General features: G+C 58.2%; 30 protein-coding genes and 2 pseudogenes. 19 read left to right on the top strand and 13 right to left on the bottom strand.

What is annotated here, in order from left to right; translation table 11 throughout:
• Positions 1–9 precede the first annotated feature (9 nt).
• A complete protein-coding gene (locus C1T17_RS21745; protein WP_223262640.1) occupies positions 10–333 on the bottom strand; it encodes a hypothetical protein in 324 nt (107 codons plus the stop codon).
• A gap of 241 nt (positions 334–574) precedes the next feature.
• On the opposite strand from C1T17_RS21745, the gene C1T17_RS15490 reads away from it, so the two are divergent.
• The 4 genes from C1T17_RS15490 (at position 575) to C1T17_RS15475 (ending at position 2,410) form a co-directional block, all read left to right on the top strand.
• Positions 575–838, top strand: a complete 264-nt coding sequence (locus C1T17_RS15490) for a DksA/TraR family C4-type zinc finger protein (protein ID WP_104954212.1) — start codon at positions 575–577, stop codon at positions 836–838.
• Positions 839–848: 10 nt separating this feature from the next.
• The gene (locus tag C1T17_RS15485; protein ID WP_104954211.1) at positions 849–1,262 is read left to right on the top strand and encodes a thermonuclease family protein; all 414 of its coding nucleotides are present in this window, start codon (positions 849–851) and stop codon (positions 1,260–1,262) included.
• A complete protein-coding gene (locus C1T17_RS15480) occupies positions 1,259–1,819 on the top strand; it encodes an alpha-ketoglutarate-dependent dioxygenase AlkB (RefSeq protein ID WP_104954210.1) in 561 nt (186 codons plus the stop codon). The genes C1T17_RS15485 and C1T17_RS15480 overlap by 4 nt, the downstream gene beginning before the upstream one ends.
• A 336-nt stretch (positions 1,820–2,155) precedes the next feature.
• A complete protein-coding gene (locus C1T17_RS15475; RefSeq protein WP_104954209.1) occupies positions 2,156–2,410 on the top strand; it encodes a hypothetical protein in 255 nt (84 codons plus the stop codon).
• Here the strand turns inward: C1T17_RS15475 and xth are convergent.
• The 4 genes and pseudogenes from xth to C1T17_RS15455 all read right to left on the bottom strand — a co-directional run.
• A complete protein-coding gene (gene xth / locus C1T17_RS15470) occupies positions 2,380–3,201 on the bottom strand; it encodes an exodeoxyribonuclease III (RefSeq protein WP_104954208.1) in 822 nt (273 codons plus the stop codon). The two genes, C1T17_RS15475 and xth, sit on opposite strands and share 31 nt — an antisense overlap.
• Positions 3,198–3,461, bottom strand: a complete 264-nt coding sequence (locus C1T17_RS15465; RefSeq protein ID WP_104954207.1) for a hypothetical protein — start codon at positions 3,459–3,461, stop codon at positions 3,198–3,200. Before C1T17_RS15465 ends, xth begins: the two co-directional genes overlap by 4 nt.
• Positions 3,462–3,466: 5 nt before the next feature.
• The gene (locus tag C1T17_RS15460) at positions 3,467–3,649 is read right to left on the bottom strand and encodes a DUF3606 domain-containing protein (RefSeq protein WP_104954206.1); all 183 of its coding nucleotides are present in this window, start codon (positions 3,647–3,649) and stop codon (positions 3,467–3,469) included.
• A gap of 173 nt (positions 3,650–3,822) precedes the next feature.
• Positions 3,823–3,954 (bottom strand): annotated as a pseudogene (locus C1T17_RS15455) (IS630 family transposase); the annotation flags it as partial.
• A 975-nt stretch (positions 3,955–4,929) separates the two neighbouring features.
• Between C1T17_RS15455 and C1T17_RS15450 the strand changes: the two are divergent.
• Positions 4,930–5,871, top strand: coding sequence for a hypothetical protein (locus tag C1T17_RS15450; protein WP_189338365.1), 942 nt, complete (start codon positions 4,930–4,932; stop codon positions 5,869–5,871).
• A 400-nt stretch (positions 5,872–6,271) separates the two neighbouring features.
• Here the strand turns inward: C1T17_RS15450 and C1T17_RS15445 are convergent, their stop codons facing one another.
• Positions 6,272–7,945: an ankyrin repeat domain-containing protein gene (locus C1T17_RS15445; RefSeq protein WP_189338364.1), complete on the bottom strand. Its 1,674-nt coding sequence runs from the start codon at positions 7,943–7,945 to the stop codon at positions 6,272–6,274.
• Between the two features lie 566 nt (positions 7,946–8,511).
• Here C1T17_RS15445 and C1T17_RS15440 point away from each other — a divergent pair.
• Both C1T17_RS15440 and C1T17_RS15435 read left to right on the top strand, forming a co-directional pair.
• Entirely contained in the window at positions 8,512–8,739 is a 228-nt protein-coding gene (locus C1T17_RS15440; RefSeq protein ID WP_104954203.1) for a DUF3072 domain-containing protein, read from the top strand.
• 81 nt (positions 8,740–8,820) lie between these two features.
• Positions 8,821–9,354 carry a glycine zipper 2TM domain-containing protein gene (locus C1T17_RS15435; RefSeq protein WP_104954202.1) on the top strand — a complete coding sequence of 178 codons (534 nt, stop codon included), beginning with the start codon at positions 8,821–8,823 and terminating at the stop codon, positions 9,352–9,354.
• Between the two features lie 71 nt (positions 9,355–9,425).
• Here the strand turns inward: C1T17_RS15435 and C1T17_RS15430 are convergent, their stop codons facing one another.
• Positions 9,426–9,605, bottom strand: coding sequence for a hypothetical protein (locus C1T17_RS15430; protein ID WP_145959014.1), 180 nt, complete (start codon positions 9,603–9,605; stop codon positions 9,426–9,428).
• Positions 9,606–9,858: 253 nt separating this feature from the next.
• On the opposite strand from C1T17_RS15430, the gene C1T17_RS15425 reads away from it, so the two are divergent.
• Both C1T17_RS15425 and C1T17_RS15420 read left to right on the top strand, forming a co-directional pair.
• Positions 9,859–10,092, top strand: a complete 234-nt coding sequence (locus C1T17_RS15425; protein ID WP_104955280.1) for an antitoxin — start codon at positions 9,859–9,861, stop codon at positions 10,090–10,092.
• A gap of 3 nt (positions 10,093–10,095) precedes the next feature.
• Positions 10,096–10,497, top strand: a complete 402-nt coding sequence (locus C1T17_RS15420) for a type II toxin-antitoxin system VapC family toxin (protein ID WP_104954200.1) — start codon at positions 10,096–10,098, stop codon at positions 10,495–10,497.
• 69 nt (positions 10,498–10,566) lie between these two features.
• On the opposite strand, the pseudogene C1T17_RS22150 reads toward C1T17_RS15420, so the two are convergent.
• Positions 10,567–10,712 (bottom strand): annotated as a pseudogene (locus C1T17_RS22150) (integrase); the annotation flags it as partial.
• 313 nt (positions 10,713–11,025) lie between these two features.
• Between C1T17_RS22150 and C1T17_RS15415 the strand changes: the two are divergent.
• The gene (locus C1T17_RS15415; protein WP_104954199.1) at positions 11,026–11,376 is read left to right on the top strand and encodes a YbaN family protein; all 351 of its coding nucleotides are present in this window, start codon (positions 11,026–11,028) and stop codon (positions 11,374–11,376) included.
• Between the two features lie 101 nt (positions 11,377–11,477).
• On the opposite strand, the gene C1T17_RS15410 is transcribed toward C1T17_RS15415, so the two are convergent.
• Positions 11,478–12,410 carry a MucR family transcriptional regulator gene (locus C1T17_RS15410; RefSeq protein ID WP_104954198.1) on the bottom strand — a complete coding sequence of 311 codons (933 nt, stop codon included), beginning with the start codon at positions 12,408–12,410 and terminating at the stop codon, positions 11,478–11,480.
• Positions 12,411–13,639: 1,229 nt separating this feature from the next.
• Between C1T17_RS15410 and C1T17_RS15400 the strand changes: the two genes are divergently transcribed.
• The gene (locus tag C1T17_RS15400; protein ID WP_104954197.1) at positions 13,640–13,852 is read left to right on the top strand and encodes a DUF4287 domain-containing protein; all 213 of its coding nucleotides are present in this window, start codon (positions 13,640–13,642) and stop codon (positions 13,850–13,852) included.
• Positions 13,853–14,043: 191 nt separating this feature from the next.
• Here C1T17_RS15400 and C1T17_RS15395 read toward each other — a convergent pair whose 3' ends face one another.
• From C1T17_RS15395 to C1T17_RS15385, 3 genes are all read right to left on the bottom strand, one after another.
• Positions 14,044–14,772, bottom strand: a complete 729-nt coding sequence (locus C1T17_RS15395; RefSeq protein ID WP_104954196.1) for a dienelactone hydrolase family protein — start codon at positions 14,770–14,772, stop codon at positions 14,044–14,046.
• Between the two features lie 204 nt (positions 14,773–14,976).
• Positions 14,977–15,183 (bottom strand): arginine deiminase family protein, encoded by a 207-nt coding sequence (locus C1T17_RS15390; protein WP_104955279.1) that lies wholly within the window; start codon positions 15,181–15,183, stop codon positions 14,977–14,979.
• 325 nt (positions 15,184–15,508) lie between these two features.
• On the bottom strand, positions 15,509–16,288 hold the full coding sequence (locus C1T17_RS15385; protein WP_104954195.1) for an SDR family NAD(P)-dependent oxidoreductase: 780 nt from the start codon (positions 16,286–16,288) through the stop codon (positions 15,509–15,511).
• Between the two features lie 99 nt (positions 16,289–16,387).
• On the opposite strand from C1T17_RS15385, the gene C1T17_RS15380 reads away from it, so the two are divergent.
• Positions 16,388–17,287, top strand: coding sequence for a LysR family transcriptional regulator (locus C1T17_RS15380; RefSeq protein WP_104954194.1), 900 nt, complete (start codon positions 16,388–16,390; stop codon positions 17,285–17,287).
• A gap of 402 nt (positions 17,288–17,689) precedes the next feature.
• On the top strand, positions 17,690–18,460 hold the full coding sequence (locus C1T17_RS15375) for an HAD-IIA family hydrolase (RefSeq protein ID WP_411269195.1): 771 nt from the start codon (positions 17,690–17,692) through the stop codon (positions 18,458–18,460).
• A 21-nt stretch (positions 18,461–18,481) separates the two neighbouring features.
• Here the strand turns inward: C1T17_RS15375 and C1T17_RS15370 are convergent, their stop codons facing one another.
• Positions 18,482–19,375 (bottom strand): MurR/RpiR family transcriptional regulator, encoded by an 894-nt coding sequence (locus C1T17_RS15370; RefSeq protein ID WP_104954192.1) that lies wholly within the window; start codon positions 19,373–19,375, stop codon positions 18,482–18,484.
• Between C1T17_RS15370 and C1T17_RS21365 the strand changes: the two genes are divergently transcribed.
• From C1T17_RS21365 to C1T17_RS15345, 6 genes are all read left to right on the top strand, one after another.
• Positions 19,275–19,508 carry a hypothetical protein gene (locus C1T17_RS21365; protein WP_189338610.1) on the top strand — a complete coding sequence of 78 codons (234 nt, stop codon included), beginning with the start codon at positions 19,275–19,277 and terminating at the stop codon, positions 19,506–19,508. The genes C1T17_RS15370 and C1T17_RS21365 overlap by 101 nt on opposite strands.
• Before the next feature lie 67 nt (positions 19,509–19,575).
• Complete coding sequence (locus C1T17_RS15365; RefSeq protein ID WP_223262638.1) at positions 19,576–21,813, top strand: TonB-dependent receptor plug domain-containing protein; 2,238 nt, start codon at positions 19,576–19,578, stop codon at positions 21,811–21,813.
• Between the two features lie 107 nt (positions 21,814–21,920).
• The gene (locus tag C1T17_RS15360) at positions 21,921–22,844 is read left to right on the top strand and encodes a phosphate/phosphite/phosphonate ABC transporter substrate-binding protein (RefSeq protein WP_104954190.1); all 924 of its coding nucleotides are present in this window, start codon (positions 21,921–21,923) and stop codon (positions 22,842–22,844) included.
• Positions 22,841–23,605, top strand: a complete 765-nt coding sequence (locus tag C1T17_RS15355) for a phosphonate ABC transporter ATP-binding protein (protein ID WP_223262637.1) — start codon at positions 22,841–22,843, stop codon at positions 23,603–23,605. Before C1T17_RS15360 ends, C1T17_RS15355 begins: the two co-directional genes overlap by 4 nt.
• Positions 23,602–24,609, top strand: coding sequence for a phosphonate ABC transporter, permease protein PhnE (phnE, locus tag C1T17_RS15350; protein ID WP_104954188.1), 1,008 nt, complete (start codon positions 23,602–23,604; stop codon positions 24,607–24,609). The genes C1T17_RS15355 and phnE overlap by 4 nt, the downstream gene beginning before the upstream one ends.
• A 29-nt stretch (positions 24,610–24,638) precedes the next feature.
• Entirely contained in the window at positions 24,639–26,744 is a 2,106-nt protein-coding gene (locus C1T17_RS15345; protein WP_104954187.1) for a phosphocholine-specific phospholipase C, read from the top strand.
• Positions 26,745–26,981 lie beyond the last annotated feature (237 nt).

Raw genomic sequence — 26,981 nt, 5'->3', positions numbered from 1 at the left:
CGACGTGAACTACCATTTATCCTTGCGCTTCTTGGCCAGATCGAGGGGCTTGGTTAACTCGTAAAAGCCATCGGCAGGCATGAGGCAGCGTCCTGAGGAAAATTCGCGACCATCGGAACGGAAGTTGTAGACAGGCTTGCCCTGGGCGCTGGGCCAGCTCCAGCGGCGCTGTACCAGCTCGCCGATGCCGGGCTCGTGCTCACCGCTCTGCACGATCGGTGCTACGTCGGTGATCTTGATGTCGTTCCGGGCGGCAATGTTGGGGATGCCTTCGGGAAAGCGGATCGTGATCTTCAACTCGGCAAAGACTTCGATGATTGCCGTCGTATCCACGGTCAGCCGGTAATTATTGCACATAACGCGATATCCTCCGCCAACGCTTCACTCGCTCTCATAGGATGAAGCATGAACTGCCTTGAGGGTTCCGGATCGCTCAGCGACCGCGCGGCCTCCACTCTATGCACGAACGGCGCGCTCGCCAAGGCGTCTGCGAAGATATGCTCTCCTGATGAAATCGCACATGCCCTTGCCTATATGGGAGCAATAGCAATGACATGCCCAGGAACTAGCGAACATGGCGAATGGCTGGGCGCCCGATGGCGCCGTTCAGGAGCAGATCGAAGACAGCCTCAAGGACGCGCTGGCGAGCGCCCGAGCGCGATTGCCGTCAGGCGAAGGTCGGGGCGACTGCGAGGAGTGCGGAGAACCGATCCCGCAGGCGCGTCGGCAAGCCCTGTCGGGCGCACGGACCTGCGTTGCCTGCCAGTCGTCACGCGACAAGCGGCCGAGCTATTCCGGCATCAATCGGCGCGACAGCAAGGACAGTCAGCTGCGCTGACCGACGAGCGATGAACCGTCGAGTTCCTCTTGCCGCGCTCGCCGCGTGTCTCGCCTGGGCATGGGCTTCACCCGCGCTTGCTGACCCTTGCGAGAAGGCGCTTCCGGCAAAGGGCACGTCCTTCAGCGGTATCGTTCGCTATGTCGGCGACGGGGACAGACTTTGCGATGGCTTGGCGAGACGTCCCAGTCACTGGATCGAAGTTCGTCTCGCCGACTTCTATGCCCCCGAACTACACGAGCGGGGCGGCCAGGTTGCCAAGCGTCGCCTGCAGCGGATCGTCATGGGCAAGACGCTGGTCTGTCGCGCAGGCCGGCGCAGCTATGATCGCGTAGTGGGCGCCTGCACCGCTGGCGGCCGTCCGCTTGGGACGGTTCTGGGCAACGCGGGTGGCGTCGAGGGCGGACGGGGCAAATCGCGATGAGCGCGATGTTCGATACGCCGGTGGTGCCGGGCCTCACGACGCGGGACGATTTCCTTTCCTCCGCTGAGGAAGCAAGCCTCATCGCACATATCGACGCGACCGGCCTCAGCCCATTCAAATTTCAGCAGTGGACCGGCAAGCGGCTGACGCACTCTTTTGGCTGGAGCTATGATTTTGAGACGGGCCGTTTTGCACCGACCGATCCGATCCCAGACTGGCTTGAACCCGTCAAGCTACGCGCGGCACGGTTTGCCGGGCTCGATCCTGATGATCTCGTTCAGGCACTACTCATCCGCTACGATCCGGGCGCGGGTATTGGCTGGCACAAGGACCGCCCGGTCTTCGATCATGTCATAGGGCTATCCCTTGGCAATCCGGCGGATATGCGTTTCCGGCGTAGGCTCGCCAAGGGCTTCGAGCGGCATAGCGTGCCGCTTGTCCCCCGATCCCTCTATTGCCTTTCCGGCGAAGTCCGGGATGCCTGGGAGCATAGCATCGTACCCATGGATCGGCCACGTTGGTCGATCACATTTCGCAGTCTTCGCAACGGCGGCTGAGCCTGAAAAATCTCGGTTAGACAATAGCTAAACCATTGACTTCGCCGTACGCCTTCCCACATTCCGGTTATCGTTCAACAACGGAAAGGAGGTGGTCAGATGTCTCATTGTCCCACGCCGCGGGCAGCGGCGCAAGTGAACATGGCCTCCACCGCAGGGGTCCAGCTTTAAGCTGTCCGCGAAGGCACAAGACAATGGAAGGGCCGTCCCACAGAGGCGGCCCTTCGCATTTTGGCCTACGTGAGGGCAGCAGTGTCAGACCATAGATATCGAAAGCTCCGTCACCCAGTCACGCCCGATGACCGCTATTTCGTCGTCCGCGGGCGGCTCTGGCGCATGTCGAACCCGGCGCTTGAAGCTGGTCACCGTGACGCGCTGGTGAAGCAACTAATGGAAGCGCGGCGCGCAGTCGCAGGGGCCCGGCGCGGACATGATGAGACGGCCGAGGCAGAGGCCCACGCTGCCGTCGATCGCGCGAAAGTAGCGCTGGGCGAACGCGGGCCGGTCTGGTGGGATGATGGCACCCCCGATCTCAATCGGCACATGGCGCGGACTACGCCCTATGCCGATTGGTTCGCTGGTCTGGACTGACGCCGCTTCCGCTTGGGTTTGTCAGAAAGTTTGATCCACACCGGCGCGTGATCGCTGGTCTTCTCCCACCCGCGGACATGGCTGTCGACTTGAGCATCCACCAGGCGATCGGCAAGGGTGGGACTAAGCAGAAGATGATCGATCCGCAGGCCGGCATTACGAGCATAGGCATTCCGGAAATAGTCCCAGAAGGTGTAGATCGTTTCGTCAGGATGGATGGTGCGCAATGCATCGGTCCATCCCTGGTCGATCAGCTTGGAGAAGGCGGACCGGACTTCCGGTGCGAACAGGGCGTCGTCCAGCCAGCGCTCGGGTTTGTACACATCACGCTCGGTCGGCATGACATTGAAGTCGCCCGCAAGAATGACCGGCAGCCCGCTTTCAAGAAGCCCGGACGCATGCTCAACGAGCCTGTCGAACCAGCGGAGCTTATAGTCGAATTTTGGACCTGGCCGAGGGTTGCCATTGGGCAGATAGAGTCCGGCAACAAGGATGCCATTGACCGCTGCTTCGATATAGCGGCTCTGCGCCGGATCGGGATCGTCGGGCAGAGTGCGCCGTGTTTCGTGGATTTCTCCGACCCGGCTGAGCAGCGCCACACCATTCCAGCTTTTCTGTCCATGCCAGATCATATCGTAGCCAAGGTCGCGGATCGCCGTTTCAGGAAACTTCTCCTGTGGCGCCTTCAATTCCTGCAGCACGACAATGTCGGGCTCCGCTTCGCTGAGCCAGCGCAGCAGAACGGGCAGGCGTCCATTGACCCCGTTCACATTGTAGGTCGCGATCTTCACAGGTCCGGCAGCATTCGATCGGCCCGGCCCCACCGGACTAGGGTTTTTGAGGCGGCGCGCTTCACCTGCTCCTCTGCGTCGTCGATGTGGGGCTCAATTGACTTGCCATTGGTGTCCATCTCGATGCAGGCAATTGGGGCAGCAACCGGCGCATTGAGATGGCGCGTGCGCACCACAGGACATGACGGCGGTGGCGCCGCGCTTGTTGTGCAGACATCGGTCAGACGAGGCCAGTTGGTGTCCGGTAGAACGTTTCCCATGCAGGCTATTTCAGCGCATTCGCAGCGGCATTCAGCTTGTCGCGTTCGTTACCAATCCGCTTGATTAGATCTTGGGCCTGATCCTTGGTGATCTTGTGCTTACGCGCGAAGTAACTGACCTCGTAGCCTTCGCCGCTTGCAACTTGACGCCGATCAGCTCCGCCGCGCTTTGCCCTGTTATCCGCCATGTCACATCTCCTTTCCGACAGAATCCTTTAGTTATCATCCAGTTCCCTTATTAAGGAACGCCAAATGCGCAAGCGCGTGAAAGCACGCCTGACGAGGCGCGGCTCCACCCTCAGGTGCTCGAAAGAGCCGGCTCTCATTGGCATCTACAGTGGGAATGGTCGTCTTGGCGTGCGCGCTTCCCGCCATCATAAATTTCCGCCAAGGCCAGTAGCCGACGACCCTGGTTTGCGCTTCTGGTCCCGCGCGTTAGTCGTCTCAAGCCTGCCGCATCAAAGTCGTCTCGCAATACAATCGCTGCACCCATGGCAATGCCCTCCAAACGGCAGACATAAATTCAGAAATTCATCGCTTTGGGAATCCTCCAAATGAGTTAGGCTCATCGGAGAGCGGTATTAGGTGCTCCTCGTGCGAACACTGAGGACAGTAGCCGGAGAATAGACGATCCTTATGTTCAATCGGCATTTGCTGTTGAGGTCGTCAATGAGGATCCGAAGCTATACGATCCAGTATGTCCAATGCACTGGAATACCGGAAGAAATCCATCGCTTTGCAAGCAAGAGAGGCAGATACGAACTTCAGAATATCTGAGGCTTTCTCAGAACTCAAATTGACAAGTCAATCGGCATGAATTTTGGTGAGTAGCAAAGAAAATTGCTCGGGAGAATAGTAGCTGGTCCGGGTAAAAAACCATTGTTGGCTCCGGCTGCTCGGTTGAGAGGCCAGCCCGGCTGGCCGTCAGCCCCCAATTCTAAATCCCAAGTGCAGCCGTGTGCTTTGCTATCTGCAGAGCTCGATGATGGTTGATAGCGGACTGTCAACTTATTCCGGATAGTAAAGGAACATAGCCACTCGGCTGGACTAGAATAAATAGTACGTCGTTGACGAAAAACCGCAATTTGAATTTATAAGTCAGTTAGATGTACTGCGTTGAATCAAGAAACCATACTATTAATCTCGTTTGTCTTTTAGCCGATTCTCGGCGAAATGTCAGGGGGCATATGAAGACGGTTCGATTAATTGCGTCGGCTTTAAGTAGCTTCGCTCTGTCGCGTGCGCCGGTTCCGGCGCTGGTCCGTTCGGTCTAGGGACGATTGTAGGCGATCGGAACCTCGCTGCAGCGGAGCCGCTTTTTCCAAAGCAAGAGCAGCAATGCTTCGATAGCGGGGACCAATTTGCGACAGCAATCTTTGGGCCGGTCAGCCAGTACGCATTGGCCGCACCGCTGGAGCGGAAATCGAAGAAGGCCGACTGCTCCGCACTATCCGCTTCCTTTCGGCATGTGCTCGCACCAACCATCACCGCCGTCCCGTTCAGTTATTCACAGCAGCAGCGTAACGAACTGATCGACCTGCTCATTGCGACATCGAATCGCAAATGCACGCAATACGTTGCGATGCTTAAAAACGCCGATGGCGCTATAAACTCGTCGCTCAGCATTAGTGCGATCATTACGGCTGGCTTGGGATCATTCGTCGGCGGAGAGACCACAGCAAAGGCACTATCAGGCTCTGCTGCGATCTTAAGTGGGTCACAAGAGGCAATAAACCAAACTTATTTGAGCAATCTGGCTATCCATGTCCTCGGAGCGGCGATAGAGAAGGCTCGGGCGCGCATTCGCCGAGACATTACCAATCGTGAAGACTGCACAAACACCAGCTACACCCTTAGTCGGGGTATAGAGGATGCGTTTCAGTGTCATGGCGCGTGTTCGATAAGTGTTGGACTTGCTGAAACCGCCATAGCGGTGGAGCGGAGCCAAAATCCTGGTCTTGATGCAATGCGTAACAGCCTTGCCGAATATGCGGCCTTTGTGAAGCAAGTTGACGAAATCGGGAAGGTGGGCTTGCCAACTCCAGTTGCAGGTCAACCAAGAGTCTTGGATTTAACGGCTATCACTACGATAAACGCCAATCTTTCAGCTTCTCAAGCAAATGTGGACCGGTTGACAGCGGAACTCGACGCCGCAACCTTAAAAGCAAAGGACGGTAAGGCGGCCTCTAACGCCCAACCCGCCGACACAGTACTCAAAACAGCGGCCGATGCCGCTACAAAGGCAGAAGCAGGAAAGCTGCGGGAACTGCAACTTGCTCAGAATGATCGAAATGCCCTGGCGCAGCAATTTTCCAACGGATTGCAAAAATTGGCGAGCAACGTGGCATCCACTACCCCGGTAGTCGTTGCGCCGGAGTCCCGAACCTGTCCATTCGGTGCCGCAAAATAGACCCTCATCGTCATGCGCTGATAAGTTGGCGTGTGCCGGTCCCTTTTTCCGCCCATGGAGGGATAGATCCTGAGAATAGTCAGACCGTTCCGGCCGGGCAATTCGAACGAATGGTTGAATTTTGGCGATTTCTCCGCCGCTACCGCCCCTTTGCAGTTGTTCAGCCACTCAATTTCGGTTCTCAGCAGCGGAACGTCAGCTATGAGATTTCGCGTCTCAAGAATGGCGGGGGTCCTACTGACAGCTGTCAGTGATCTGATCGAGAAGGCGACAATTCAAATAAAGCCCGATCAAAGGTGGTTTGGAGACGGGCATTGCAGGCCGGCCGGTGCCAGACACCAACCACCCCGCTGCGGTCAGCACCGTAGCACGCCGCCAGGGCATGGTAAAAGCCCGCCGCTTAACGTGACGCCATGCTCGCTTCCATCATGGCCGCCGCCTCGTGGAAATCCTGATCGCGCGCAATGTCGATCGGTGTTCGGCCGTTAGCGTTACGCCAGCCAGCATCGGCTCCGTGCACGAGGAAGATGCGGGCGACGGCGGCCGCGCGATCGGGATCGTCGGGCGGAAGGATGAACAGCGGCGTAGGACCCTCGGGGTCGGGAAGGGCAAGATTGGCTCTTGCGGGATCCTCGCGGAGTATAGTTTCGAGCCTTTCGGTCTGCCCCATATAGCCCAGCGTCCGAGGATCACGGCTGAGCGGTGCGAGCCGTTCAGCGATATGCGGCCTGCCCATCATGACTGCCCAACTCAGCGGCGTGCCGCCCCAGCGCTGCTCCTGCAGATCGACATTGCCGCCCGCCGCAACAAGCAGGTCGACAGCTTCGACAGATTCTGATTGCGCCGCCCGGTGAAGCGGGCTGATCCCATCCTCACCGAGCTTGTGAACCGAGGCGCCGAGCGACAGCAGCAGCGCGACCGCGCGCGCATTGCCTAACTCAGCGGCGGTGTTCAGCGGTGTCGGGTCGTCGATTAGGGTGGGATCGGCGGCGAGCAACGCGCGGACCTTGTCTTCGTCACCCGCAAGACAGGCCGCCTGAAACGCCTGGACGCCTTCGAGCTCGGTCGGGCGGGCGCCATGTCGTTCGAGCAAGGCGAGCATTTCCAGAAAGCCCGACATCTGGGCAAGCGCATGAGCCGACTGGTGATGGAAGGGCTCGATCGTGTCGGGATTGGCACCATGGGCGAGCAGCCACTCAGCGCGCGCGAGATGGTTCTGGCCTGCCGCCCTGCCAAGCAGGAAATCGAGCGTGCTGATGTCCAGATTCCCGCCCGGCCGCCCGGCGGCAGGGTCGCTCCATTTATATGCCAACCCTTTCGCCTCGCTATGCCGCCAAAGCCGCTCGTACCAACCGGCGTCGCCGGGAACGCAGGCGATATTATACAACGCCTGGAGATCGAAAGGATCGGCGCCGGCCGCGACGAGCAAGTCGACGAGCGCCTCGGCCTGGGGATGGCTTGGCCTCTGCTGTTCGCCGAGCCAGATCGCGCCGGTCAGGATCTTGAAGGGGCTGCCCCAGCCATCGTCGAACTGGAAATTTGGATCGGCCGTCGCATCGAGCAGCAGGCGTGCGATGCTGACAGCATTTTCGGTATCAAGCCGCCCATAGGCGATATAGGCGAGTGCGGTCCAATTGAGCCGCCCGCCGGTCCGGGTCGCCGCCTTGGGATCGCGCGCTAGCCGCCGTTCGACTTCGGCCAAGTCGCCGCATGTGACGGCGGTGAACAGACTGTGCCGGGCGATGTCGGGATAGAGATCGAGGATGCGGCGGGCGATTCGGGCGTCACCGTCCCAACCATGGCGCAGCAGACGGTCGACGCGTTCAGCGCGATCGCTGCCTGTAAGCGCCAGCTCTTCGATCGCAGCTTTGAGCGCCAACCAGCTTTCACAGCCATATTCTCGGGCGAGCGCGTGCTGGACATCACGCAGACCGGGTTCGGCGGGTGCGGCGTATCCTGCCGCGGTCAGGCGGCGTCTTGCGTCCGGCTCAGCGGCGCGCAGCGCCTTGAGCCAACGCTTGGCTTCCTTGCGGAGCGTTTCGACAGAGGTTCGCGGTGTGAGGACACGGGTCATATTCAACCTTCCTTCCATCGCCAAACGTCCGCTTACGAATGGCCGGAAGAAGGGCTCGTAAGATCATATCGCTATGACTGGATGGGAGGATATCCCTTGCCGCGGACAGGAGGCGCTCCAGATGCGCTCTACAACGATCATTGGCGAACGAACGCTGACTGTCAATGCAACACGCCAAGACGCAACTGATGATGGTACGAATTGTAGGAATTATGTGATAATGCCCATTCTGCGTTGGCGCTGAATGACCCTTCCAAGACGCTCCGAAGCGAAATTGTGATGCCTAGGTGCAGAGGGTCAGCGACTGATAAAGCTTGCGACCAACTCGTTGTCAGCTTGGCGTGCGAATGGCCGATCCGGACGAAACTAGCCATTCATTCGAGACTGGCCGCACGTGAAGATGTGGGTCCATCCAGGTTGGCCTCAGCGCCACGCCGACTAACGAGCTTAGGACACTCGAGCTGCCCGGGTAGACTCAGAAGCTGGCGGATACTGCACGAAGCACGGGAACTATCGGACCTGCGCGCCGTTCTGAAAGGAACATTTCAAGAACAAGGAGTATAGCCATGGCCGATCAGATGCATAATCCCAAGCTCGACGAACATCCCGGCTCAAACACTGAGAAGGCACCCGACAACTGGGTCTCAGGCGATGATCCCATGACCGGAGCGCAGGCCTCCTACCTCGCGACGCTGTGCGAGGAGGCGGGTGAAGCACTGCCACCCGGGGATTTGAGCAAAGCGGATGCCTCCAAGCAGATCGATACACTCAAGTCGAAGCTGAAGCTCGACTAGCTGGAATCGGCGCGATCCATGTCGTGTTCATCGGGATGGTCTACTCGGGGTATAGTCGATCAAAAGCTTGAGGATACTCAAATGCAGCGTTCTATCTCCATTGGCATCATCACGGCGGCTCTGTCGCTGGCGGTCTCACCACAAGTGCTAGCGCAAACTCGCCAAGACGACGCACGCTTTCAGCAGGCGCAACAGCGCTTCGACAGCGAGTTGGCCGCTTTCCGCGCGGAGTTCGACCGTTATCAGCAGGCACGCTCGCGTGGGTGGCAGGGCGACGGGCGCGACCAGGAATATGACCGTCGCGACCGCCGGGACTCGGACGACCGCTATGAAGGTGGGTATGATCCTGCGCGCTATTACCGGGATGGCCCCGCCTACCGCGAACGTACTTTGTCGAGTGATGACCGCGTCTATCGTGGCAACGATGGGCGCTACTACTGCAAACGCAGCGACGGGACGACCGGATTGATCCTGGGTGCAGCGGGCGGTGGCATTTTGGGCAACGTGATCGATGGCGGACACTCCCGAACTGCGGGTACTTTGATTGGTGGTGCGCTTGGCGCACTGGCAGGCAAGTCAATCGAGCAAAGCAACGATCAGCTTCGTTGCCGATGAAGACGAAGGGAAGGCGGCTCCGGTCACTTCCCTTTTCTGATTTGCGCGCGTGATGGAGTAGCCCTCGCTCTTTAAAGCACATTCTCCTGCGCCGCCGTCCTCTTCGCACCCTTGCGCTTGAACCACGGCTCATCCGTCCGATCCAGCACTATTGGATCATTGGGAATGATCCGCGCCTGGAACGCCCGCACGTCATCAATCGAGCCATGCAACCACTGGTCGTACTCGTCAGCATGCAGCAGCACGGGCATGCGATTGGGCGCCGGACAGGTTGCCTCATTGCAGTCCGACATCAGCGCGGAGTACACTGGCCCCACTTTGACGCGCCATATGCGTGCGCAAGCGAATAGTTGCTCATCCTTTAGCCATAACACTTTCGACCCATCTCGGCCGTTTAGCGTCGATCTTTCTGTTCTTAGGTCCAGACCGTTTGCTTTGCATCGCGCGATCTCCTGCTCGCCACCTCTAATGGCATATGCTAAGGCATATGCAGAGGGAGTCGAAATGAACATCGAACGCCATGTGAAGCTATTTAAGAACGGTCGCAGCCAAGCGGTCCGCATCCCTCGTGAGTTCGAACTTCCCGGAGAAGATGCGATCATGCGCAAGGAAGGCTCGCGCATCATTATCGAACCGGCACCCCCATCTTCGCTGCTTGCGCGGTTGAAGACCCTGTCACCAATCGAGGATGATTTCGGGCCAATCAACGATCTGCCAGCCGAACCTATCGCGTTCTAAATCATGTTCCTGCTGGATACGAACATCCTGTCGGATCTGATCCGACATCCTCAAGGTGTGATCGCATCACGGATCGCCGAGGTTGGTGAAACCGAGATCGCGACCAGTATCGTAGTTGCCGGTGAACTGCGTTACGGTGCCGAGCGGCATGGGTCGTCCCGCCTGACCGCCCAACTCGAAGCGGTGCTCGAACTGCTGCCGACCCTTCCACTGGGCGACGGTGCTGACATTCACTACGGGCGGCTGCGTGCCGATCTCGAGCGGCGCGGAACGCCCATTGGAGCGAACGACATGCTCATCGCCGCGCACGCGCTCAGTTTAGGTGCGACGCTCGTGACCGACAATGTGCGAGAGTTCGAGCGCGTCGAGGATCTTGCAGTAGCCAACTGGCTGAGGGATGCTTGAGCAACAGATTCCGCGCGCGCTAGCGAGGCAGCTGTAGGCTATCACTCGGACGCCATGATGCGGCAAAACTCAGATTTCCGTGCCTTCAGCCAACGTCAGTGCATCTTCCACATCGACACCAAGGTACTTGACCGTGCGTCCGATTTTGGTGTGTCCTAGCAGTATCTGCACGCCCGAAGATTGCCAGTTGCTTTGTAGATGATGGACGCCTTCGTGCATGACGACAGCAGGCTCAAGCGGCAGCTATGTCGGTAGTTTGCCAACATCATACTCACGGTTAACGACCCGTCGAGCCGTGCGCTGCGAACGGGGATCGGATCCAAGGTGTCGGACAACTCCCGACCATATTAAGACATTCCAGTCCCGCCGGCATGCCTCTACAATATGACGTGGGGAGAAGGGAGGCAAAGGCGTCGGTGCCAGAACCCGATATGCTTTGTGATCCGCTGTTGCCGTAGCAGAGCAGCATAGATCGCGACGATTCTTACCCATTGTTTCAGGCTGGAAGCTGGTCATAAATGTCCGGCGATGATCCGGTGGCTTTACCTGTTCGCGGGTTGTCTCGCGCTTGCTCTTGGCATCGCAGGCGCCATTCTGCCGCTGTTGCCCACTGTGCCATTCATCATATTCGCGGCATTCTGCTTCGCCCAAAGCAGTCCCAGGCTCGAACGGCAGTTGCTGGAGCATCCGCATCTTGGTCCACATATCCAGCGCTGGCGGCGTAATGGCGCGATCAGCCGCAAAGGGAAGCGCGCAGCAACGGCAGCGTTCGCCCTCTCGGCCCTGCTGGGTATAGTGTTTGTGTCCTGGCCGTTTTCTCTCGTGCCGGTAGCGGCAGCGTTTATTGGCGGAACCTGGATCTGGGGGCGACCGGAATGACGCCCCCGTAACCCGTTATACAATTCGACTTAGCGAGAGACGCACGACGCTGATCGCGTCTCTCTTTCTCCAGGCGTTGCTCATTTTCTTAGCGCGGCTGATTACGTCTCAACGGTTTTGCTCGCACGCTTCTTATACGCGCGTTTAGCCGGTTTTGGCGCATCCGAAGACGTGCTTTGATCAGTATTCGCTGCCTCGGCTTTCCGGGGCTTGGGGGAGGACTTAGCTTTAGCAGCTTCCTCGGGCATGCTTTCAGGTTCAGTGGGCTCGCCTGCTCTGATCTTAAGCTTGCGACGCGGCTTGGTCGGAACGTCTGACGCAGAGGATGTTGAGATTGCCGTTTGGGCAAGCGGTCCAACGTCTTGATCAGCAGTGGCGACATTATCGCGCGCGCTATCGACATCTGACTTCCGAGTAGCCTTTACTGCCTTGCCCGCAGAGCCTTTAGGGCCAGGCTTAACCGGAACGGCACGTGCTTTGCGCGCTGTCTCGGGGGGCGCAATGGTGTCAGCAATAGCAGGCTCGTTGGCTGCCACTGCCGCTATGCCGGCAGCGTCCTCAATCGCCTCTGTCGGCGAGGTGGATGCATCTGCAGGCGGGGCGGCGTCCCCCGCCGTGAACCCTGCCCGCTTCTTGCTGCCGCCAAGGCCATTTTTTGTAGCGACCGCTCTGCGTTCTTCAGAGTAAGCAGGCGCAACCATCGGGTAGCTCGCCGGCAGCTTGTAGCGCTCGCGATACTCGGCAGGTGAAAGCCCATTTGCCGTAAGGTGACGCTTGAGAGTTTTATACGCCCTGCCATCGATCATGCTGATAAGGTGGTCGCGTGATGCCAGGCTCTTCCTTAGACTGACCGCAGGCGTGAACGTTGGTGCCTCTGCTTCGACAGGTGCGGGCGCATCAATGCCTGCAAGAGCAGAGTAGGTCGACTGAATGAGGTCAGACAGCGTCTCGCTGGGAACGGTATTGTTCACAAAATAGGCGCTCAGCAAGTCGACGGTCAACGTTGTGAGATCGGCCTGATCATGGTCAGCCATTGAGTACATATTCCTTTGAGGATCGTTTCGACAGAGGTGCTCTATGCGCCTAACTGTGGCGAAAAAGATAGTACAATGCCAAATTCGTCAATCCCTATGCTGATCCAAGGCATGATAACGCGTGGAACTCGTCCTGTTCGAGAGTGGCTGCCATGATGTCACGAGCTGCAACGATCTTTCGTTATGATGCAGGTTCGCGCGGGTAGCAGGCTGCGTCTTTCTTAAAGCGGAAGCACCTGTGGCGCTCCGCTATCATATTGCCGTGTCAGCTAAGACACCAAGGATCGTGTTTCGCTTAGGGGATAACGGCAGTTGGAAGCACGCCGAAGCTACCGCCAAGGTCTTATAGATTCATGCATCTTTTCCGATATGGCTGAGGCGTGAACGGTCAAACAGTAATGCTCCGCGCTGTTGCACCGAACCCGCCCGAGCGGTGGCAAGCAGGAAGAGGACCAAGCATGAAGTCGCCCCCAGGCTCATTCGCTGTAATGGCTCTGGTATCACTGGCTTGCCCCGCGGCCATGGCAAGAGACACTCCCAACGAAGCTAACTCGGTGAAACGTAGAAGTAGGATTTTTAACGCCTCCCAACTCGCAACACCACCATTATGACCGAACGCGAGAAATCGATGTCTTCTCATGCCATTCCGAGCGAACGAACTGTCATAGCAGCGCGCGTACCAGCTTCTTGTCTGTGCATCACAAGCAGACTGCCATGAACGTTCCGGGCTGGTCCACGGAACTAGACCCTTCATTGCCGTTCGGCAGCTAATTTGTCAGCCAGCTGCGGTCGGTCTGCTTTCTTTCCAGAAAAGGTGCCTCGTCGCTGACCAGTGCCACCAAGCCAAACCTATGATGCTGCGCCAGAGCTGAGCTCATTGGAAGCGTTCCTACCTTTCGATGGTGGACGTTAGCACGAACCCTATCTAACTTACCTCATGGTCGGTCGGTGGTAGCGGCGACAATGGAAGGAAGATGACTTGCTCGACGGTCCACGCCTTGCTCCTCTATCTCGTTCGAAGCCGAACGCTCTTGTCCTCCTGATCCATGGCTACGGCTCCAATGGCGATAATCTGATCTCCCTCGCGGCCCTGATCCAGCCTACTCTCCCGGAGGCGGCCTTCGTGGCTGCCCAATGCAAGCATTGGAACTTGAATTCTTGCGAACGGCCCTGCAGTCCGACAAAGTACGAATGATGATGTCGGAGTTTAGCGAGTGGAGATGAGATGCATGACCGAAGAGTCTGTCAAAGGGCCTGCATCCTATTTTCCGTCCATCGAGAGGAAATATGGTCGACCAATCACGGAATGGCAGGAACTGGTGCGTCAGAAACTGCCAGCCAAGCATATGGAGTTGGTCGCCATGTTGAAGAACGACCATGGGATGGGGCATGGTCATGCGAATGCAGTGGTGGCGCATACCTTAGCCGAGGAAAAGACCTGAGGCTCCTTACTTAGTCGCCGCTCACCTTTAGAGCTGATATCTGCATCATTTGGTGCATGCGAATTTACCAGCGCTGCCAGTCGTTCTCAAACCGTCGCGGTCGCTCAGGGTCCAATTCCCATACCTAGGTGCTGCCGTTCCGCTTCGCTGTTCCGCCTGTCCGAAACAGCCTTTATCGGCTCCACAACATTTCACGCGCGATGCTGCGGCAGGCTGGCGTCGAGAAAGTCGATCAAGGCATTCCACGATAGGCGATGTGCGGCGTCGTCATAGGCCATGCGGGGGTCATTCAGTTGATCGACATCCGGATTGGTGAAGCTGTGCAGAGCATTGTCGTATACGGTCATCTGCCAGTCCGCCTCCGCCGCGCTCATCTCCTGCTGAAAAGTCGCAACGTCCAAGGCCGGGACGAGTGGATCGCGGGCGCCGGTAAAGACTGCAAGTCGCGCCCTGATTCGCCCAGAGGTCGCCGGACGCATCGTTGTCAGCAGACCATGAAAGCTTGCGACCGCTGCAACATGAGCACCAGAGCGTGCCAATTCAAGCACGGCAAAGCCACCAAAGCAGAAGCCGATGGCAGCGCTATGATCCGCGCTGACCTTTGCGACAGATAGAAGGGCCTCGAAACCAGCGTTAACCCGCTGGCGCACGAGATCAGGTTGGGCCCGAAACCTGTCGAGCGCGCGCCGCATCGCCTCGCCCTCCAACACTTGGCCGCCACCATGCATGTCGGCGGCCAGAACGATATAGCCCATGTGTGAAAGCCGGCGGCAGTGGCGACGCACATTGCCACCGATGCCGTCGGCTTCATGCACTACCAGAACGGCTTGGCCATTAGCCGGCGCGACAGGGAGGTAAAGCTCGCCGTGTAAAACGGTATCTCCATCCTCATAGAGAAGCGGCTCGACAGGATTACCCATAGTTATCTATGCGCTCTAATCTGCCCATAACACATTCATTGCTCTCGCACGCCGGACTGAAGACGTCATCAATTCGCCACTGCCTTGCGAATAGATCCTCGCCAATACCTTCAGTGCCAAGAGCCGCTATATCCCCCGGCTTGAGTGGAAAACATGAGTATTGTCTTGGCTCATGCATGCTCCATCGTCGACGCCGAGATAGTTTCAGACGACGGTCCGCCGCAGTGGCTGGGTAAGACAATGTATGCCCCCGCCACAGGCTGCAAACTGCGACACGTCCGTTGCATGAACTTCATACCCAGCCGCGCGTAATCTGGTCGAGACAATGTCATCAGCCGCACTGACAATAATGCGCCGCCCGCCAAGGGAGAGGATGTTACAGCCCAGTGTTTCTGAAAGGTGAGAAGGCATAGGCAGGATCGAGATGCCATGCTGTCTAAGGGCGACGACGAATGCGGGATCGAGCAAATTGAACCGAAGCGTTCGTCCTGGTCCTAGCGGCTCGGCGATAGCTAGCGATCGCGGGCGATTTCATGGCAGAAGTGAGAGTTAACAGTTTAAAAGGGCGTTCTATAATATAGGTACGCGATGCGTTTAGTGACCATCACAAACTGGGCCTATGGGGCGACGGTTCTACTGACATTGGTATCCGGCGCGTCGATGATCCTTGCCTCAAATGCGCAGGAGCATGAACGGCTTGCCGTGGCTCAGCGGTATGAGCTTGACAAGCTCCAAATCAGGCTATCGTCGGTATGATCCCCCCTTCGACCCGGAGCGCCGCGCCGTTGGTCGCAGCAGCTAACGGACTTGCAAGATAGGCGACCATCGCGCCAACTTCATCCGCCTCGATCAGTCGCTTGATGAGCGAGAGGGGGCGAAGCTTCGTGAAGAATTCGGCTTCCCGCTCGGCTTCCGACGCATCCTTATGTTCGACGACGGAGCGGATGAAATCAACGATCCCTTCTGAACGGGTTGGTCCGGGCAGTACGCTGTTAACCGTGACCCCCGTGCCCCGGGTTTGTTCGGCAAGACCGCGCGAGATGGACAGTTGTGCTGACTTCGTCATGCCGTAATGGATCATCTCTGCGGGCGGCAAAAGTCCGCTTTCGCTGGCAATGAAAAGTACGCGGCCCCAGTTTCTCTGCAGCATCCGGGGGAAGTAATGCCGGGCAAGGCGGGCGCCGCTCACCACGTTGACCTCAAACAGGTGATGCCAGTCCTCGTCCGTGATGTCGGCAAAGTCCTTGGCCTCATAGATGCCCAGATTGTTGACCAGGATGTCGGTGTCAGGAACGGCAGCAATGAGAGCGGCCGCGCCTTGCGCCGTCGCGGGATCCGCAAGGACGGGGTTTACGCTGCCACCGATCTCGGTAGCGGCGGCTTCGAGCTTCACCTGGTTGCGACCGGTGATGGTAACAGCGACACCCTCGGCGGAGAGGCGCTTGGCGATCGCAAGGCCGATCCCTGCGGTGGATCCAGTGACGATTGCGGTCTTGCCGTTGAGTTTGAGGTCCATGATGGGCTCCTGACAGTGACGATGTACTGGACGGTAGATAGACATCCTCATCATTGATGCCTAGAATGCGCCTCATCACTTCAGAAGTGAATTGAAGTCATGGATAATCGTTTTGGCGACATCGAGATATTCCTGACCGTTGCGACGCAGGGCAGCTTTGCAGAGGCGGCCCGGATGCTGCGCCTCACTCCCTCGGCGGTGAGCCGATCCATTGCCCGACTGGAAAAGCGGCTGGCCGTCACGCTTCTGCGGCGGACGACGCGTGCCTTGGCATTGACGGCAGAGGGCGCGTCCTATCGCGATAGGATTAGCGCTCTGATCGCGGACATGGCGGATGTAGAAGGGAGCCTGGGACAAGCGAATGAGGTCGCCCGCGGGCTGCTGCGCGTCAATGCGTCGCCGTCTTTCGGCGTCCACTGCCTGATCCCGGCTCTTCCCGGCTTTGCCGAACGCTATCCGGCCGTGAAAGTCGAACTGACGCTTACCGACAGCATCGTCGATCTGGTAGAGAAGCGGGCGGACATTGCAATCCGCATCGGCCCGCTGCGCGACACGCGGCTGCGCGCAAAGAAGCTGGGGCACAGCCGCATGACACTGGTCGCCAGCCCCGACTATCTCGCGCGTCGCGGCACCCCCCGTAGACCCGACGATCTTGACGCACATGACTGCCTACGCTTCAGCTTTCGCCGGTCAATCGATAGCTGGCCATTCCAGGTCGGCGAGAGCGTTGTGCAGAAGCCTGTTGAAGGACGCTTCTTCGGCAATTCGGGCGAGGTGGTGCGGCAGATGGCAGTAGCGGGCTGCGGCATCGCCAGGCATGGGGCCTTCCACGTCGCGGCGGACATCAAAGCCGGGCGGCTGGTAACGGTGCTGGACGACTTCAATCCTGGCGATGGCGAGGACATCCACGCCCTCTACGCGGCGGAGGACCGGGCGGCGACGCGCATACGGGCTTTGCTGGATTATCTTGGTTCGATAGAGTTGTTGGCAGCGGTCTAATGTAGCGCCGGGAGTGGAAGCCGAGTGGCAGCTCTTGACGAGGTCCGGCTATGAGATCGCAGTGTGGGCAAGTTTAGTCCTGCTGCAAATAGCCGAACGGGCGGTCGCAGCCAAGGATCGGCTATGTGTCACCTTTGTCGATTGCAGCACTGGCTTGTAGTTCCCAAAATCAGCCGTTCTCTCAGCTGCACAAGCGGAGGGCTGGCCAGAAATCCCAACTCTTTCAAGACCCGCGGCAGCTGATTTATCGTCCCTAGGTGCGGAAGGTTGGTGCATTACGCACGATCGGATAGCGCCACTTTTCGCCATTCAGTCCGCGATTACGTTGAAGAGTGAGATAATCTCACTTTGCATTTGCCTTTAATTTGAGTATGCGAGATTAGCGCTTGCTTGAGGATCGCGATGCGACGGATGAACCCGCGGCCTGAGACACGCGACCTAAGCTCTTTAAAACAGACAATCCATGATGCTGCAGCGATCTTTCTGGATTGGGACGGCTGTGTCATGATGGGCAACACGCTGGTGCCCGCTGCCCAAACCCTGCTGGATCGCCACGCAGATCGCATTGTCATACTTTCCAACAATTCGACGCATTTGCCGGAGGATTTCAGCCGCGTCCTTCATCAGGCGGACGTCTGCCTACCATCCGAGCGCATTCTGCTCGCAGGGGTCGAAGCTTTGCAGCAGGCCGCTCAACATGAGAATGCACGCATCATGCTGGTGGGTTCGCTCCGGATCAAATGCCATGCGCGACAAATGGGTCTCAATCTCGTTCGTGAAGATCCCGACATCGTTCTGCTGATGCGCGACACGCGCTTCACCTATGCCAAGTTGTGCCGCGCCATTAATGCGCTTCGTCGAGGCGCAAAGCTGATTGTCGCCAATGGCGACCTTACGCATCCGGATACGGATGACCGGCTCGTACCCGAGACCGGCGCACTGCTCGCGGCATTTCTCGCATGCGTCCCGGAAGCTCCGGTCGTAACCATCGGCAAGCCGAGTCCACTTATGTTTGCGCGCGCCTGCGAAGTCGCGGATGTCTCGCCAAGCCAAGTGGTGATGATCGGCGACAATCCCGCCACTGATGGAAAAGGTGCGCTCGATTACGGTATTCGCCCGATACTGATCGGTTCGCAAACCGGCCTGTCGCTGGATGATCTCATCGATAGCTGAGGCGCAGCATTAATCCGCTGGTCAGAATCGCTTGATGGAAAGTACGTCGAACGTCTGCCGCAAGGTTTCGGTCGAGCGTTCGTAATCCGCCAATGCCAGCGCCGCGATCAGAGCATCGACGACGCACAACTGAGCGATGCGGCTCGTCATTGCTTCCGTTCGGAAATTGGTTTCCCGTGCCATGGTGAAAAGAACGACGTCAGCATAAGCCTGTATCGGCGACCGTGCGAAATTGGTGATGACGATGGTGTTTGCCCCGGCCTCCTTGGCAAGGCGCGTCGCCGCCACCGTCTCATGCGTCGCTCCACTATGGGATATCGTGAGTACTGCAACGTCCGGGTCGCATCGCGACGCGCTGATAGCCTGCACATGGCTGTCGACCACGACGCGCGCGTCAAGGCCAATGCGCAGCATGCGGTAATAGGTATCCTCTGCAATCGGCGCGGACGAGCCGATGCCATAAACTTCGACGCGCTTGGCCGCCCGAATAGTTTCTACAGCGCGCGAAAGAGCTGCTGGGTCCAGTACGGACAAAGAATCACGCAAGGCTTGAATGCCTGAATGAAATACTTTTCGGCAGATCGTGTCGATGTCGTCTTCGCGAGAAACATCCTCGTGAATAAATTGGACCGGCTGAACTATTTCCTGTGCCAGGCTCAATTTCATCTGCTGAAAACCGGACAGACCAATGCCCCTGCAGAAATTGATGATGCTGCCTTCGCTGACGCCGGTTTCCTCGGACAATTCCGTAACCGACATAATGACTATCTTGTCGGGCTGGGCCAAGATGTAATCGGCGATCCGGCTTGCACCCTTGGCCATGCCAGGCTGCGCCACGCGGATCCTGTTCAATGTATTTTCGACGGGGCGCGTGGCGGTGGCTGGCAAAGCGCGGCGCTTAGGTGTGGTGGTCATTCTGTTCCTGTCGATGCAGTGGCGCTTGCTTACCAGCAATTATCCTGTTGCGCAAAATGAGCAATGTTCAAAAGCTTCACATGAATCCTGGTGCCTGTACAGCTTTGCTCAATTATTATGCCTTATAAATTGAGAATGCTTCATCCAACTGTCACAACGCGCGCTTATCTGACCTCGCAAGCGGATGACGCGCTGCAACATTGAGTCGCACCTGGCTTGATGTGCTGCTCGACGATGCATCAATTTTCGGGGGAATTACTATGCTGAACCACGCACGGAAAAAAGCGCAACTGAACTTGCTCGGCATATTGCTCGGCTCAGTTGCGCTTCCTTCAACTGCCATGGCGCAAGTCCCGGCAGCAGAAGACGCATCAGCCGAGGCCGAAGCACAAGGCAGCGCCTCGATCATCGTGACGGGCCAGAAGACGGAAGCCACCAAGCTCGCCGCAGCAGCGGCGGAGTTCGGCAACAATGTACAGATTGTAGGTTCGCAGGCCATCGCCTCCAGCGGCGCCAGCAACTTCGCCGAAGTCGCACAGTTCCTTATCAAGGGCGCCAACATCGGATACTCGCCTGACGAGGGCGAATATACGATCCGCCTTGATGGCGGCGGCGATCGCGACACACTTGTGGTACTTGACGGAGTCCCGCTTTACGATCGTGGGCCTGCTCTCGAAGACATCTGGGGTTCTACGACAATCGATCCTCATATGATCGAAAGGGTCGAGGTTTTCCGCGGCGGTAACAGCCTGTTCTTCGGATCAAACGGCGGCATTGGTGTCATCAGCCTGGTGACCAAGCGGCCTGATGGCACTAACAGGGTGGAACTGGGCGCAAGCTACGGCGAATTCAACTCGCGCGAGTTGTGGGGTAACGCCCGCTTTGCGCTGGATCCTGAAGGTCGCAATAGCTTCATGGTCTATGGCAGCAGCCAACAAACCGATGGCCCTCGAATTTTCGCGCCGGAAAGCTATGTCGATAACGTCGCAAGAGCGGGCGGCATTCAGAAATATCCGCTCAATCGCAACAATATCGGCATTAAATATCTCTGGAAGGTCGACGACAAGACCGAGTTCCGCGCCAATGGCCAGTATACGCAGATCGAATTCCAAGACCCGTTTCCGGACAACGAAACCTTTTCACCCAATCGCGTGCGATACCCGATAGTCGATTTTAATATCGATCGTCGCTGGTCGGATACGATGTACACCGAACTGGCCGGCTATTGGAGCAATCCCAAGCTCAACAATACCGAAACCTTTGCCGAAATCTGTCGTGTCCGCACGGGCTGCGTAGATATCGACAATGGCCGCCGCATTGCTTTTGGGGATGCCACCGGACGTTCGACACCATATCCCAACAAAGGGTTCGGCAAAGATTCCAAAGTCGGCGGTTTTCAGGAGCGCGGCCTCAACTTCCGCAACACGTTCACCTTTCCCAAGGCGATAGAAGTCGTGGCGGGGGTGCAGGTGGTCTCCTACAAGGATGACTCCGATCCGGTTTATCCAGTGGATAATTCCTCCACCACCATCACCGGCCTGTACCTTGACGCACGCCCGGTTATTCCGTTCAGTCCGGACACCAAGATTTCACTCGCCGTTCGCACCGACTTTGCCAAAAGCTTTGATTCGAAAACCATATGGAAGTTCGGTTTTCGTCAGCCCATCGGCCCCTTCTACATCCGCGGCAATGGCGGCACGTCCTACAGCCTGCCGCGCACGAACGAACTTTTTTCCATCAGCCCGACGCAGGTCGGTAATCCAAACCTGAAGACGGAAAGCACCGAGACCTATAACGGCGCGGTTGGCTTCAGCAAATCCTTCGGAACGCTGCAGATCAATGCCGAAGTCGGCGCATTCCGCACCGACATCAGCAATCGTATCCAGGGTACGTCGGGCCTGACGCCCAATACGTGGTTCAACAATACCGCCGTTACCGAAATACGCGGCATCACGGCCGACGTGGACTTCATCCTCGGCAAGCAATTCACCGCCAATATCAACTATACCAAGCAGCAGGCGCGGCTTGCTGGCACGAACCTGCAGATCAACGAAACGCCAGAATATATGATCACCGGCAATGTGGCCTGGCATAGCGCCAATGATCGCATTCATCTTACGCTGCTCCCCCGCTATCAAGGGGCGGAGTACTCGACAGGCGGCGTGAACAATGCCCTGCGATACAACTTCGGCAACTATTTCGTCATGAATGGCTCGATCGCCTATTGGGCAGGAGACGAGCGGCAGCACCGTTTTCAAATTCGCGTCGTCAACATCACCAACAGCAAATATGCAGAGCGATACGGGTTCGGCAACCAGCGCTTTGGCTCAGCGTTCATCCGCGGCGAGATCGCCCTTAACAGCCCCGAATATTTCTATGGCTACGCTTTCGAAGGCAAGCCGCGCGCCGTGTATGCATCGTTCACTACGAGCTTCTGATCGCAAGGCGTACGATCCTCCTGTTTCGGCATCGCAAGGTTCATCGGCATGTCACAGCCCTGCGATATTGCGCCCGCATCCGGCACGGTAGAATAGACAGGGGCGCCATGAAACGGTGGATGATCGCGGCATTGGTGGTTCTAACGCTGGTTATGGGCGGCCTGTGGTTGGCCTTGCAAAAGAGTTCCAGCTTGCAACCGCTTCACGTCCTGCTGATCCCAGCCGATGGAGGGACAGAAAGCGGAACGCTGGCCGATTATCAGCCGATCTTCAACGCGGTGTCGCGGAGCACCGGCCTCACGTTCGACCTGAAAGTTGCGCAATCCTATGGCGCGGTGGTGGAGGGCATGTGCAACGGCGCAGCCGATATCGCCTTTGTCGGTCCAGTTACCTATCTTCAGGCAAAAGATCGCGGCTGCGCCCAATTGCTCGCGGTGGCCGTCAAATCCGGCGAGTCGGTCTATTATGCCGGACTGTTCACGCGGAAAGACTCGGCGATCAGTCACATAAAAGACCTACGCGGCAAACGTGTCGCTTTCGGTGACGTAAACTCGACATCGTCCTTTGTCTTTCCACTGACGATGCTAATGGACGCGCAGATCGATCCGGCCAAGGATCTGAAGGAAGTACGCCTCACGGGTAGCCATGCCAGCAGTCTTGCCGCCCTGTTGCAGGGGCGCGTGGACGCCGCCGCCTTGTCGTTCGAAAGCTACGAGAAGGCCGTGCGGGAAAACGTGCCTGGTGTACGCGATGTCAGGATCATCGCGCGCAGCGATCCCATACCCTATCCGCCACTGGTCATTAACAGCCGTATTCCCCCGGCGCTGCGCGAACGATTGATGTTGGCGTTTCAGAACGTTGCGGATCAGCCCGGCATCGCTCCGGAAATGATCCGCGGTTATGGCGGCGGACAAGTCGATGGTTACGACTCCCACTTTTCCGCCGCCAAGTTCATGCCAGCCGCGCAGAAGATGGCGATGGTCAGCGATACACTGAAGAGCGAAATCCTTCGGAAGTCGGCGCAGCAATGATGGACATTCGGTTCGAGCGCACGACGGTACATTATTCCGACGGCACCTGCGCTCTTGATGGCGTGACCTTCGCCGTGCCTGCTGGACAGTTCTGCGTCGTGCTCGGTCACTCCGGTGCGGGAAAATCGACCTTGCTGCGCACCGTCAACGGAATGTCTCTTGCGACGGCGGGGCGTGTAACCGTAGGCGGCGTCGCTGTCGATCGAGCTGGCCTGCCGACGCTCCGTCCCCGCATCGGCATGATCCATCAGCATTACGGTCTGGCGAGCCGATCAAGCGTCGCGACCAACGTCATCGCCGGTGCCGCACCCGCGGTCCCTTTCTGGCGTGCGCTGTCCGGCTTTTATCCGCTGGATCTGCAATACAAGGCATGTGCGCTTGTCCAAGCAATGGGCCTTGAAGAAGCTCATCTCACGCGCCGTGTGGACAGCTTGTCCGGCGGGCAGCAACAGCGCGTCGGGATAGCGCGCGCGTTCATGCTCGACCCAGCCGTCATCCTTGCCGACGAGCCGGTCGCGAGCCTTGACCCGCGCCTGAGCCGCGACGTTCTCGATCTGCTGCGCGGACAGGCGCAGGCACGCGGCGCCACTGTACTGTGCAGCCTGCATCAGTTGGACCTGGCTCGGCATTATGCCGACCGTATCGTCGCACTGCAGAATGGGCGGGTCATCTTCGACGGTCCGCCTTCCATGCTCGATCCGCATGATGCGAAGCGTATCTACGCAAAGCGGCATCCCGTTGCTGATGCGGTGCCGGCATGACGGCGCAGGGGCAGGCGCAGACCAACTGGTCATTCCCGCGCCCTTATGGGAGTCGCAGCATCATATTTGTGATCGGTGCGGCATTGCTGCTCTGGTACTCGGGTCAACGCGTGGAAATCGGACGCATGGTCACGATGACCGCAGAGGCCTTCGCAGTGCAACTGGGGCTGGCGGAACGATCACAAGTCGCCGATGGATTGGGCACCGCTATCGGCCAGCTCTTTCCCATCCAACTTTCCGAGCGGCGGGAGATCAGCCGGATTGACGGTTTCGATGCGGCCGATCTGCCCTTCCTGTCGCATGTCGAAATAAAGGAAAGCCGGGCTGAGGCCATCAATCCGCAGACGATGCGAATGGAGAGCCGCCCCATCCGCACGACGTATCTGGTGGAGCCTTTGGGTTACGTACGGCACGTGGCGGCCAAAATGCTGGAAACCCTGGAGATCGCGCTCTGGGGCACAATCGTCGCCATATTGATCGGCTTTCCGCTGGCGCTTGTCGCCGCGCGCAACATGATGCCGATCGCCCCTATCCGGATGCTGGCGCGTGCGACCATTGGCTTCTGCCGGGCCATTCCCGAACTCGTGAGCGCGCTGTTTCTGGTCATCGCCTATGGCTTCGGTCCCATTGCCGGCATATTGGCGCTGGGGCTTTATGGCGCAGGGTTCCTCGGCAAATTTTACGCCGACGATATCGAGAATGCCGACCCCCGGCCGCAGGAAGCATTGACCGCCATCGGCGCGGGCAGGATCATCATGTGGCGCTATGCCATCCTGCCGCAGGTTCTGCCGCAATATATCGCCTATACCCTCTACATTCTTGACCGCAACGTCCGCATGGCGACGGTCATTGGGTTGGTCGGCGCCGGAGGCATCGGGCAGGAGCTGAAAGGCCGTTATGACATGTATGATTACGGGCATGTCGGCACGATCCTGATCGCCATCTTCATCGTCGTCCTGCTGCTCGACCGCAGCGCAGGCCGCCTTCGTCAATCTTTGCTGTAAATTGTCCCCGAGCCAAACGGAGCCTTGCCATGTCGACGAAAAATAGACGTGATTTCCTGAAAGCAGCCAGCGTTGCAGGCGGGCTTGCCGCACTTCCGGGCAGTATCGGCCGCGCCCTTGCGATCGCGCCGAAGCGCGTCTCTGGTACGATCGCGGACGTCAAGCACATCGTTATTCTGATGCAGGAGAACCGATCTTTCGACCATTATTTCGGCACGATGAAGGGGGTCCGCGGTTTTGGCGATCGCCACCCGATCCCGCTGCCCGACAGCCGCCCGGTATGGTGGCAATCGAATGGGTCACGCCACCTGCCGCCGTTCCATCTGGATACCGAGCGCACCAACGCTCTGAAAGTACCTGGCACGCCGCACAGCTTTTCCGATGCGCAAGCGGCCTGGAACCAAGGCAAGTTCGGGCTCTGGCCTAAGTTCAAGACCGACTATTCGATGGGCTATTACAAGCGCGAGGACATTCCGTTCCAGTTCGCGCTCGCCGAAGCCTTTACCATCTGCGACGCCTATCATTGTTCCGTCACCAGCGGCACCGATCCGAACCGGATCGTCTTCTGGTCGGGTTCTAGCTTCGATCCCAAAATGGCCGCGCAGGGCATCAACTGCCGCGACACGCATTCGGAGCCGAACAATCTGCGTTGCTGGATCAAGGGAGCACTGCCGGAACCGGGCTATACTTATGCAGGCAACGCTCTGGAGTGGGCGACCATCCCCGAAGTGCTTGAGGATGCCGGTATCGACTGGCGGATATACCAGGATCCGAACGACAATTGGACGGGTGCCATGCATGGCGGTTTGGCGTTCAAGGGTTTTCGCGAGGCCGCGCCGGATACCGGACTTTATAAACGAGGGATGAGCGAATTTTCGCTGGAGCAGTTCGCCAAAGACGTGAAAGACGGCACGCTGCCTGCCGTGTCCTGGATATTGCCCCCAAAGGAACGTTCGGAGCATCCCAGTGCCTCGACGCCCATAGAGGGCGCAGCCTTCACCGCAGAGGTACTCGATGCGCTCACCTCTAATCCGGAGGTGTGGAGCCAAACCGTCTTCTTTCAGACGTTCGACGAGAATGACGGCCTGTTCGATCATTTGCCGCCGCCAGCACCGCCTTCCCATAACCCCGACGGATCGATGGCTGGCAAGGCAACGCTCGATTTAGCGGGCCAATATTTCGACGATCATGAAGACAAATATACGTCCCGCGATGATACTGCGACCGGAACCGTCCGCCCGTGGGGCCTCGGACCACGGGTTCCGATGTACGTCGTATCCCCATGGAGCCGGGGCGGCTGGGTCAACAGCGAAGTGTTCGATCACACCTCAGTCGGCCAGTTCATTGAAAAGCGTTTTGGCGTGACGATACCCGGCATTAGCACTTGGAATCGCGCGGTATGCGGTGACCTTACTAGTTGTTTCGATTTTTCGCAGAATGCCGCCACGGCCTTTCCCGCGCTCCCAGATGTCAGCGCAGCGAGCGCCATACTGGCGGAGCATCTCACGCGCCCTAAAGCGCTGCCGCCCCGCGCGCCACAGAACCTTTACCAGGAAGCGGGCGTTCGCCGTTCGCGTGCGCTCCCTTATGTCCTGCATGTCGATGCCGTAGCGGCGCAGGACGGCCTCTCCCTCACCTTCATTAACGAGGGACAGGCAGGCGCTGTCTTTCAAGTCTACGACAAGAATGCGCTGGATCAGATCCCAAGGCGTTATACCATTGAGTCGGGTAAAGCGCTGACGGACATGTGGTCAGGAAAAAGCGAAGGCAACTTCGACTTGATCGTGCTCGGCCCCAATGGCTACGTCAGGGCCTTCAAAGGCAATCTTGCGCAAGCTGCCAAAGCGCCAGTGCTGACGGCACGATATGACGGCGCGGGCAAAGCCATTCGCCTGCGCTTTGCGCAATCCAGCAGTTCTTCCGCTACAGTTACGTTGGGAAATGACGCGTACGGCGTTCACCGCAACCGAACTGTAGCAGTAAACGGTGGCGGCAGTACGCATGAGTCCTGGCCAGTGGCAAAAACGGAAAATTGGTATGATCTTATCGTAAGTACACCGGGCATGGACATCCGCCTGGCCGGTCGCATGGAAATCGGACGTGATGGAGTGAGCGACCCACTGATGCGGGCGTGACGGCATCGGACGGCGAAAGAGCCCGCTACTCATTCAGCAGGCTCTTTGGTTCTTGACTACAGGTCGGCTGTCCGCGTCTCGATTCGGTCGATACCGGCGAATTGGGATTGTATGGATCGGCTACCACTCGAAATGCCGTAGTCCAGTTACTGTCTTCGACTTCGAACCGGCAATATCCCCAATGTCATCGATGGCGGAGAAAAACCCACTCCGCCAAGTCGGCAACTTGCGACCACC

Source organism: Sphingobium sp. SCG-1 (assembly GCF_002953135.1).
GTDB lineage: Bacteria > Pseudomonadota > Alphaproteobacteria > Sphingomonadales > Sphingomonadaceae > Sphingobium.
Note: the sequence above shows the minus strand (reverse complement) of the source record. Positions and strands in the feature narration are given on the sequence as shown.

What these genes read in the sequence shown, in the direction of transcription:
- C1T17_RS15490 (WP_104954212.1), top strand. Translation starts at nt 575, where the DNA reads ATGGCGAATGGCTGGGCGCCCGATGGCGCCGTTCAGGAGCAGATCGAA.
- C1T17_RS15485 (WP_104954211.1), top strand. Translation starts at nt 849, where the DNA reads ATGAACCGTCGAGTTCCTCTTGCCGCGCTCGCCGCGTGTCTCGCCTGG.
- C1T17_RS15480 (WP_104954210.1), top strand. Translation starts at nt 1,259, where the DNA reads ATGAGCGCGATGTTCGATACGCCGGTGGTGCCGGGCCTCACGACGCGG.
- C1T17_RS15475 (WP_104954209.1), top strand. Translation starts at nt 2,156, where the DNA reads ATGTCGAACCCGGCGCTTGAAGCTGGTCACCGTGACGCGCTGGTGAAG.
- C1T17_RS15465 (WP_104954207.1), bottom strand. Translation starts at nt 3,461, where the DNA reads ATGGGAAACGTTCTACCGGACACCAACTGGCCTCGTCTGACCGATGTC.
- C1T17_RS15460 (WP_104954206.1), bottom strand. Translation starts at nt 3,649, where the DNA reads ATGGCGGATAACAGGGCAAAGCGCGGCGGAGCTGATCGGCGTCAAGTT.
- C1T17_RS15445 (WP_189338364.1), bottom strand. Translation starts at nt 7,945, where the DNA reads ATGACCCGTGTCCTCACACCGCGAACCTCTGTCGAAACGCTCCGCAAG.
- C1T17_RS15440 (WP_104954203.1), top strand. Translation starts at nt 8,512, where the DNA reads ATGGCCGATCAGATGCATAATCCCAAGCTCGACGAACATCCCGGCTCA.
- C1T17_RS15435 (WP_104954202.1), top strand. Translation starts at nt 8,821, where the DNA reads ATGCAGCGTTCTATCTCCATTGGCATCATCACGGCGGCTCTGTCGCTG.
- C1T17_RS15430 (WP_145959014.1), bottom strand. Translation starts at nt 9,605, where the DNA reads ATGCCCGTGCTGCTGCATGCTGACGAGTACGACCAGTGGTTGCATGGC.
- C1T17_RS15425 (WP_104955280.1), top strand. Translation starts at nt 9,859, where the DNA reads ATGAACATCGAACGCCATGTGAAGCTATTTAAGAACGGTCGCAGCCAA.
- C1T17_RS15420 (WP_104954200.1), top strand. Translation starts at nt 10,096, where the DNA reads ATGTTCCTGCTGGATACGAACATCCTGTCGGATCTGATCCGACATCCT.
- C1T17_RS15415 (WP_104954199.1), top strand. Translation starts at nt 11,026, where the DNA reads ATGATCCGGTGGCTTTACCTGTTCGCGGGTTGTCTCGCGCTTGCTCTT.
- C1T17_RS15410 (WP_104954198.1), bottom strand. Translation starts at nt 12,410, where the DNA reads ATGGCTGACCATGATCAGGCCGATCTCACAACGTTGACCGTCGACTTG.
- C1T17_RS15400 (WP_104954197.1), top strand. Translation starts at nt 13,640, where the DNA reads ATGACCGAAGAGTCTGTCAAAGGGCCTGCATCCTATTTTCCGTCCATC.
- C1T17_RS15395 (WP_104954196.1), bottom strand. Translation starts at nt 14,772, where the DNA reads ATGGGTAATCCTGTCGAGCCGCTTCTCTATGAGGATGGAGATACCGTT.
- C1T17_RS15390 (WP_104955279.1), bottom strand. Translation starts at nt 15,183, where the DNA reads ATGCCTTCTCACCTTTCAGAAACACTGGGCTGTAACATCCTCTCCCTT.
- C1T17_RS15385 (WP_104954195.1), bottom strand. Translation starts at nt 16,288, where the DNA reads ATGGACCTCAAACTCAACGGCAAGACCGCAATCGTCACTGGATCCACC.
- C1T17_RS15380 (WP_104954194.1), top strand. Translation starts at nt 16,388, where the DNA reads ATGGATAATCGTTTTGGCGACATCGAGATATTCCTGACCGTTGCGACG.
- C1T17_RS15375 (WP_411269195.1), top strand. Translation starts at nt 17,690, where the DNA reads ATGCGACGGATGAACCCGCGGCCTGAGACACGCGACCTAAGCTCTTTA.
- C1T17_RS15370 (WP_104954192.1), bottom strand. Translation starts at nt 19,375, where the DNA reads ATGACCACCACACCTAAGCGCCGCGCTTTGCCAGCCACCGCCACGCGC.
- C1T17_RS15360 (WP_104954190.1), top strand. Translation starts at nt 21,921, where the DNA reads ATGAAACGGTGGATGATCGCGGCATTGGTGGTTCTAACGCTGGTTATG.
- C1T17_RS15355 (WP_223262637.1), top strand. Translation starts at nt 22,841, where the DNA reads ATGATGGACATTCGGTTCGAGCGCACGACGGTACATTATTCCGACGGC.
- phnE (WP_104954188.1), top strand. Translation starts at nt 23,602, where the DNA reads ATGACGGCGCAGGGGCAGGCGCAGACCAACTGGTCATTCCCGCGCCCT.
- C1T17_RS15345 (WP_104954187.1), top strand. Translation starts at nt 24,639, where the DNA reads ATGTCGACGAAAAATAGACGTGATTTCCTGAAAGCAGCCAGCGTTGCA.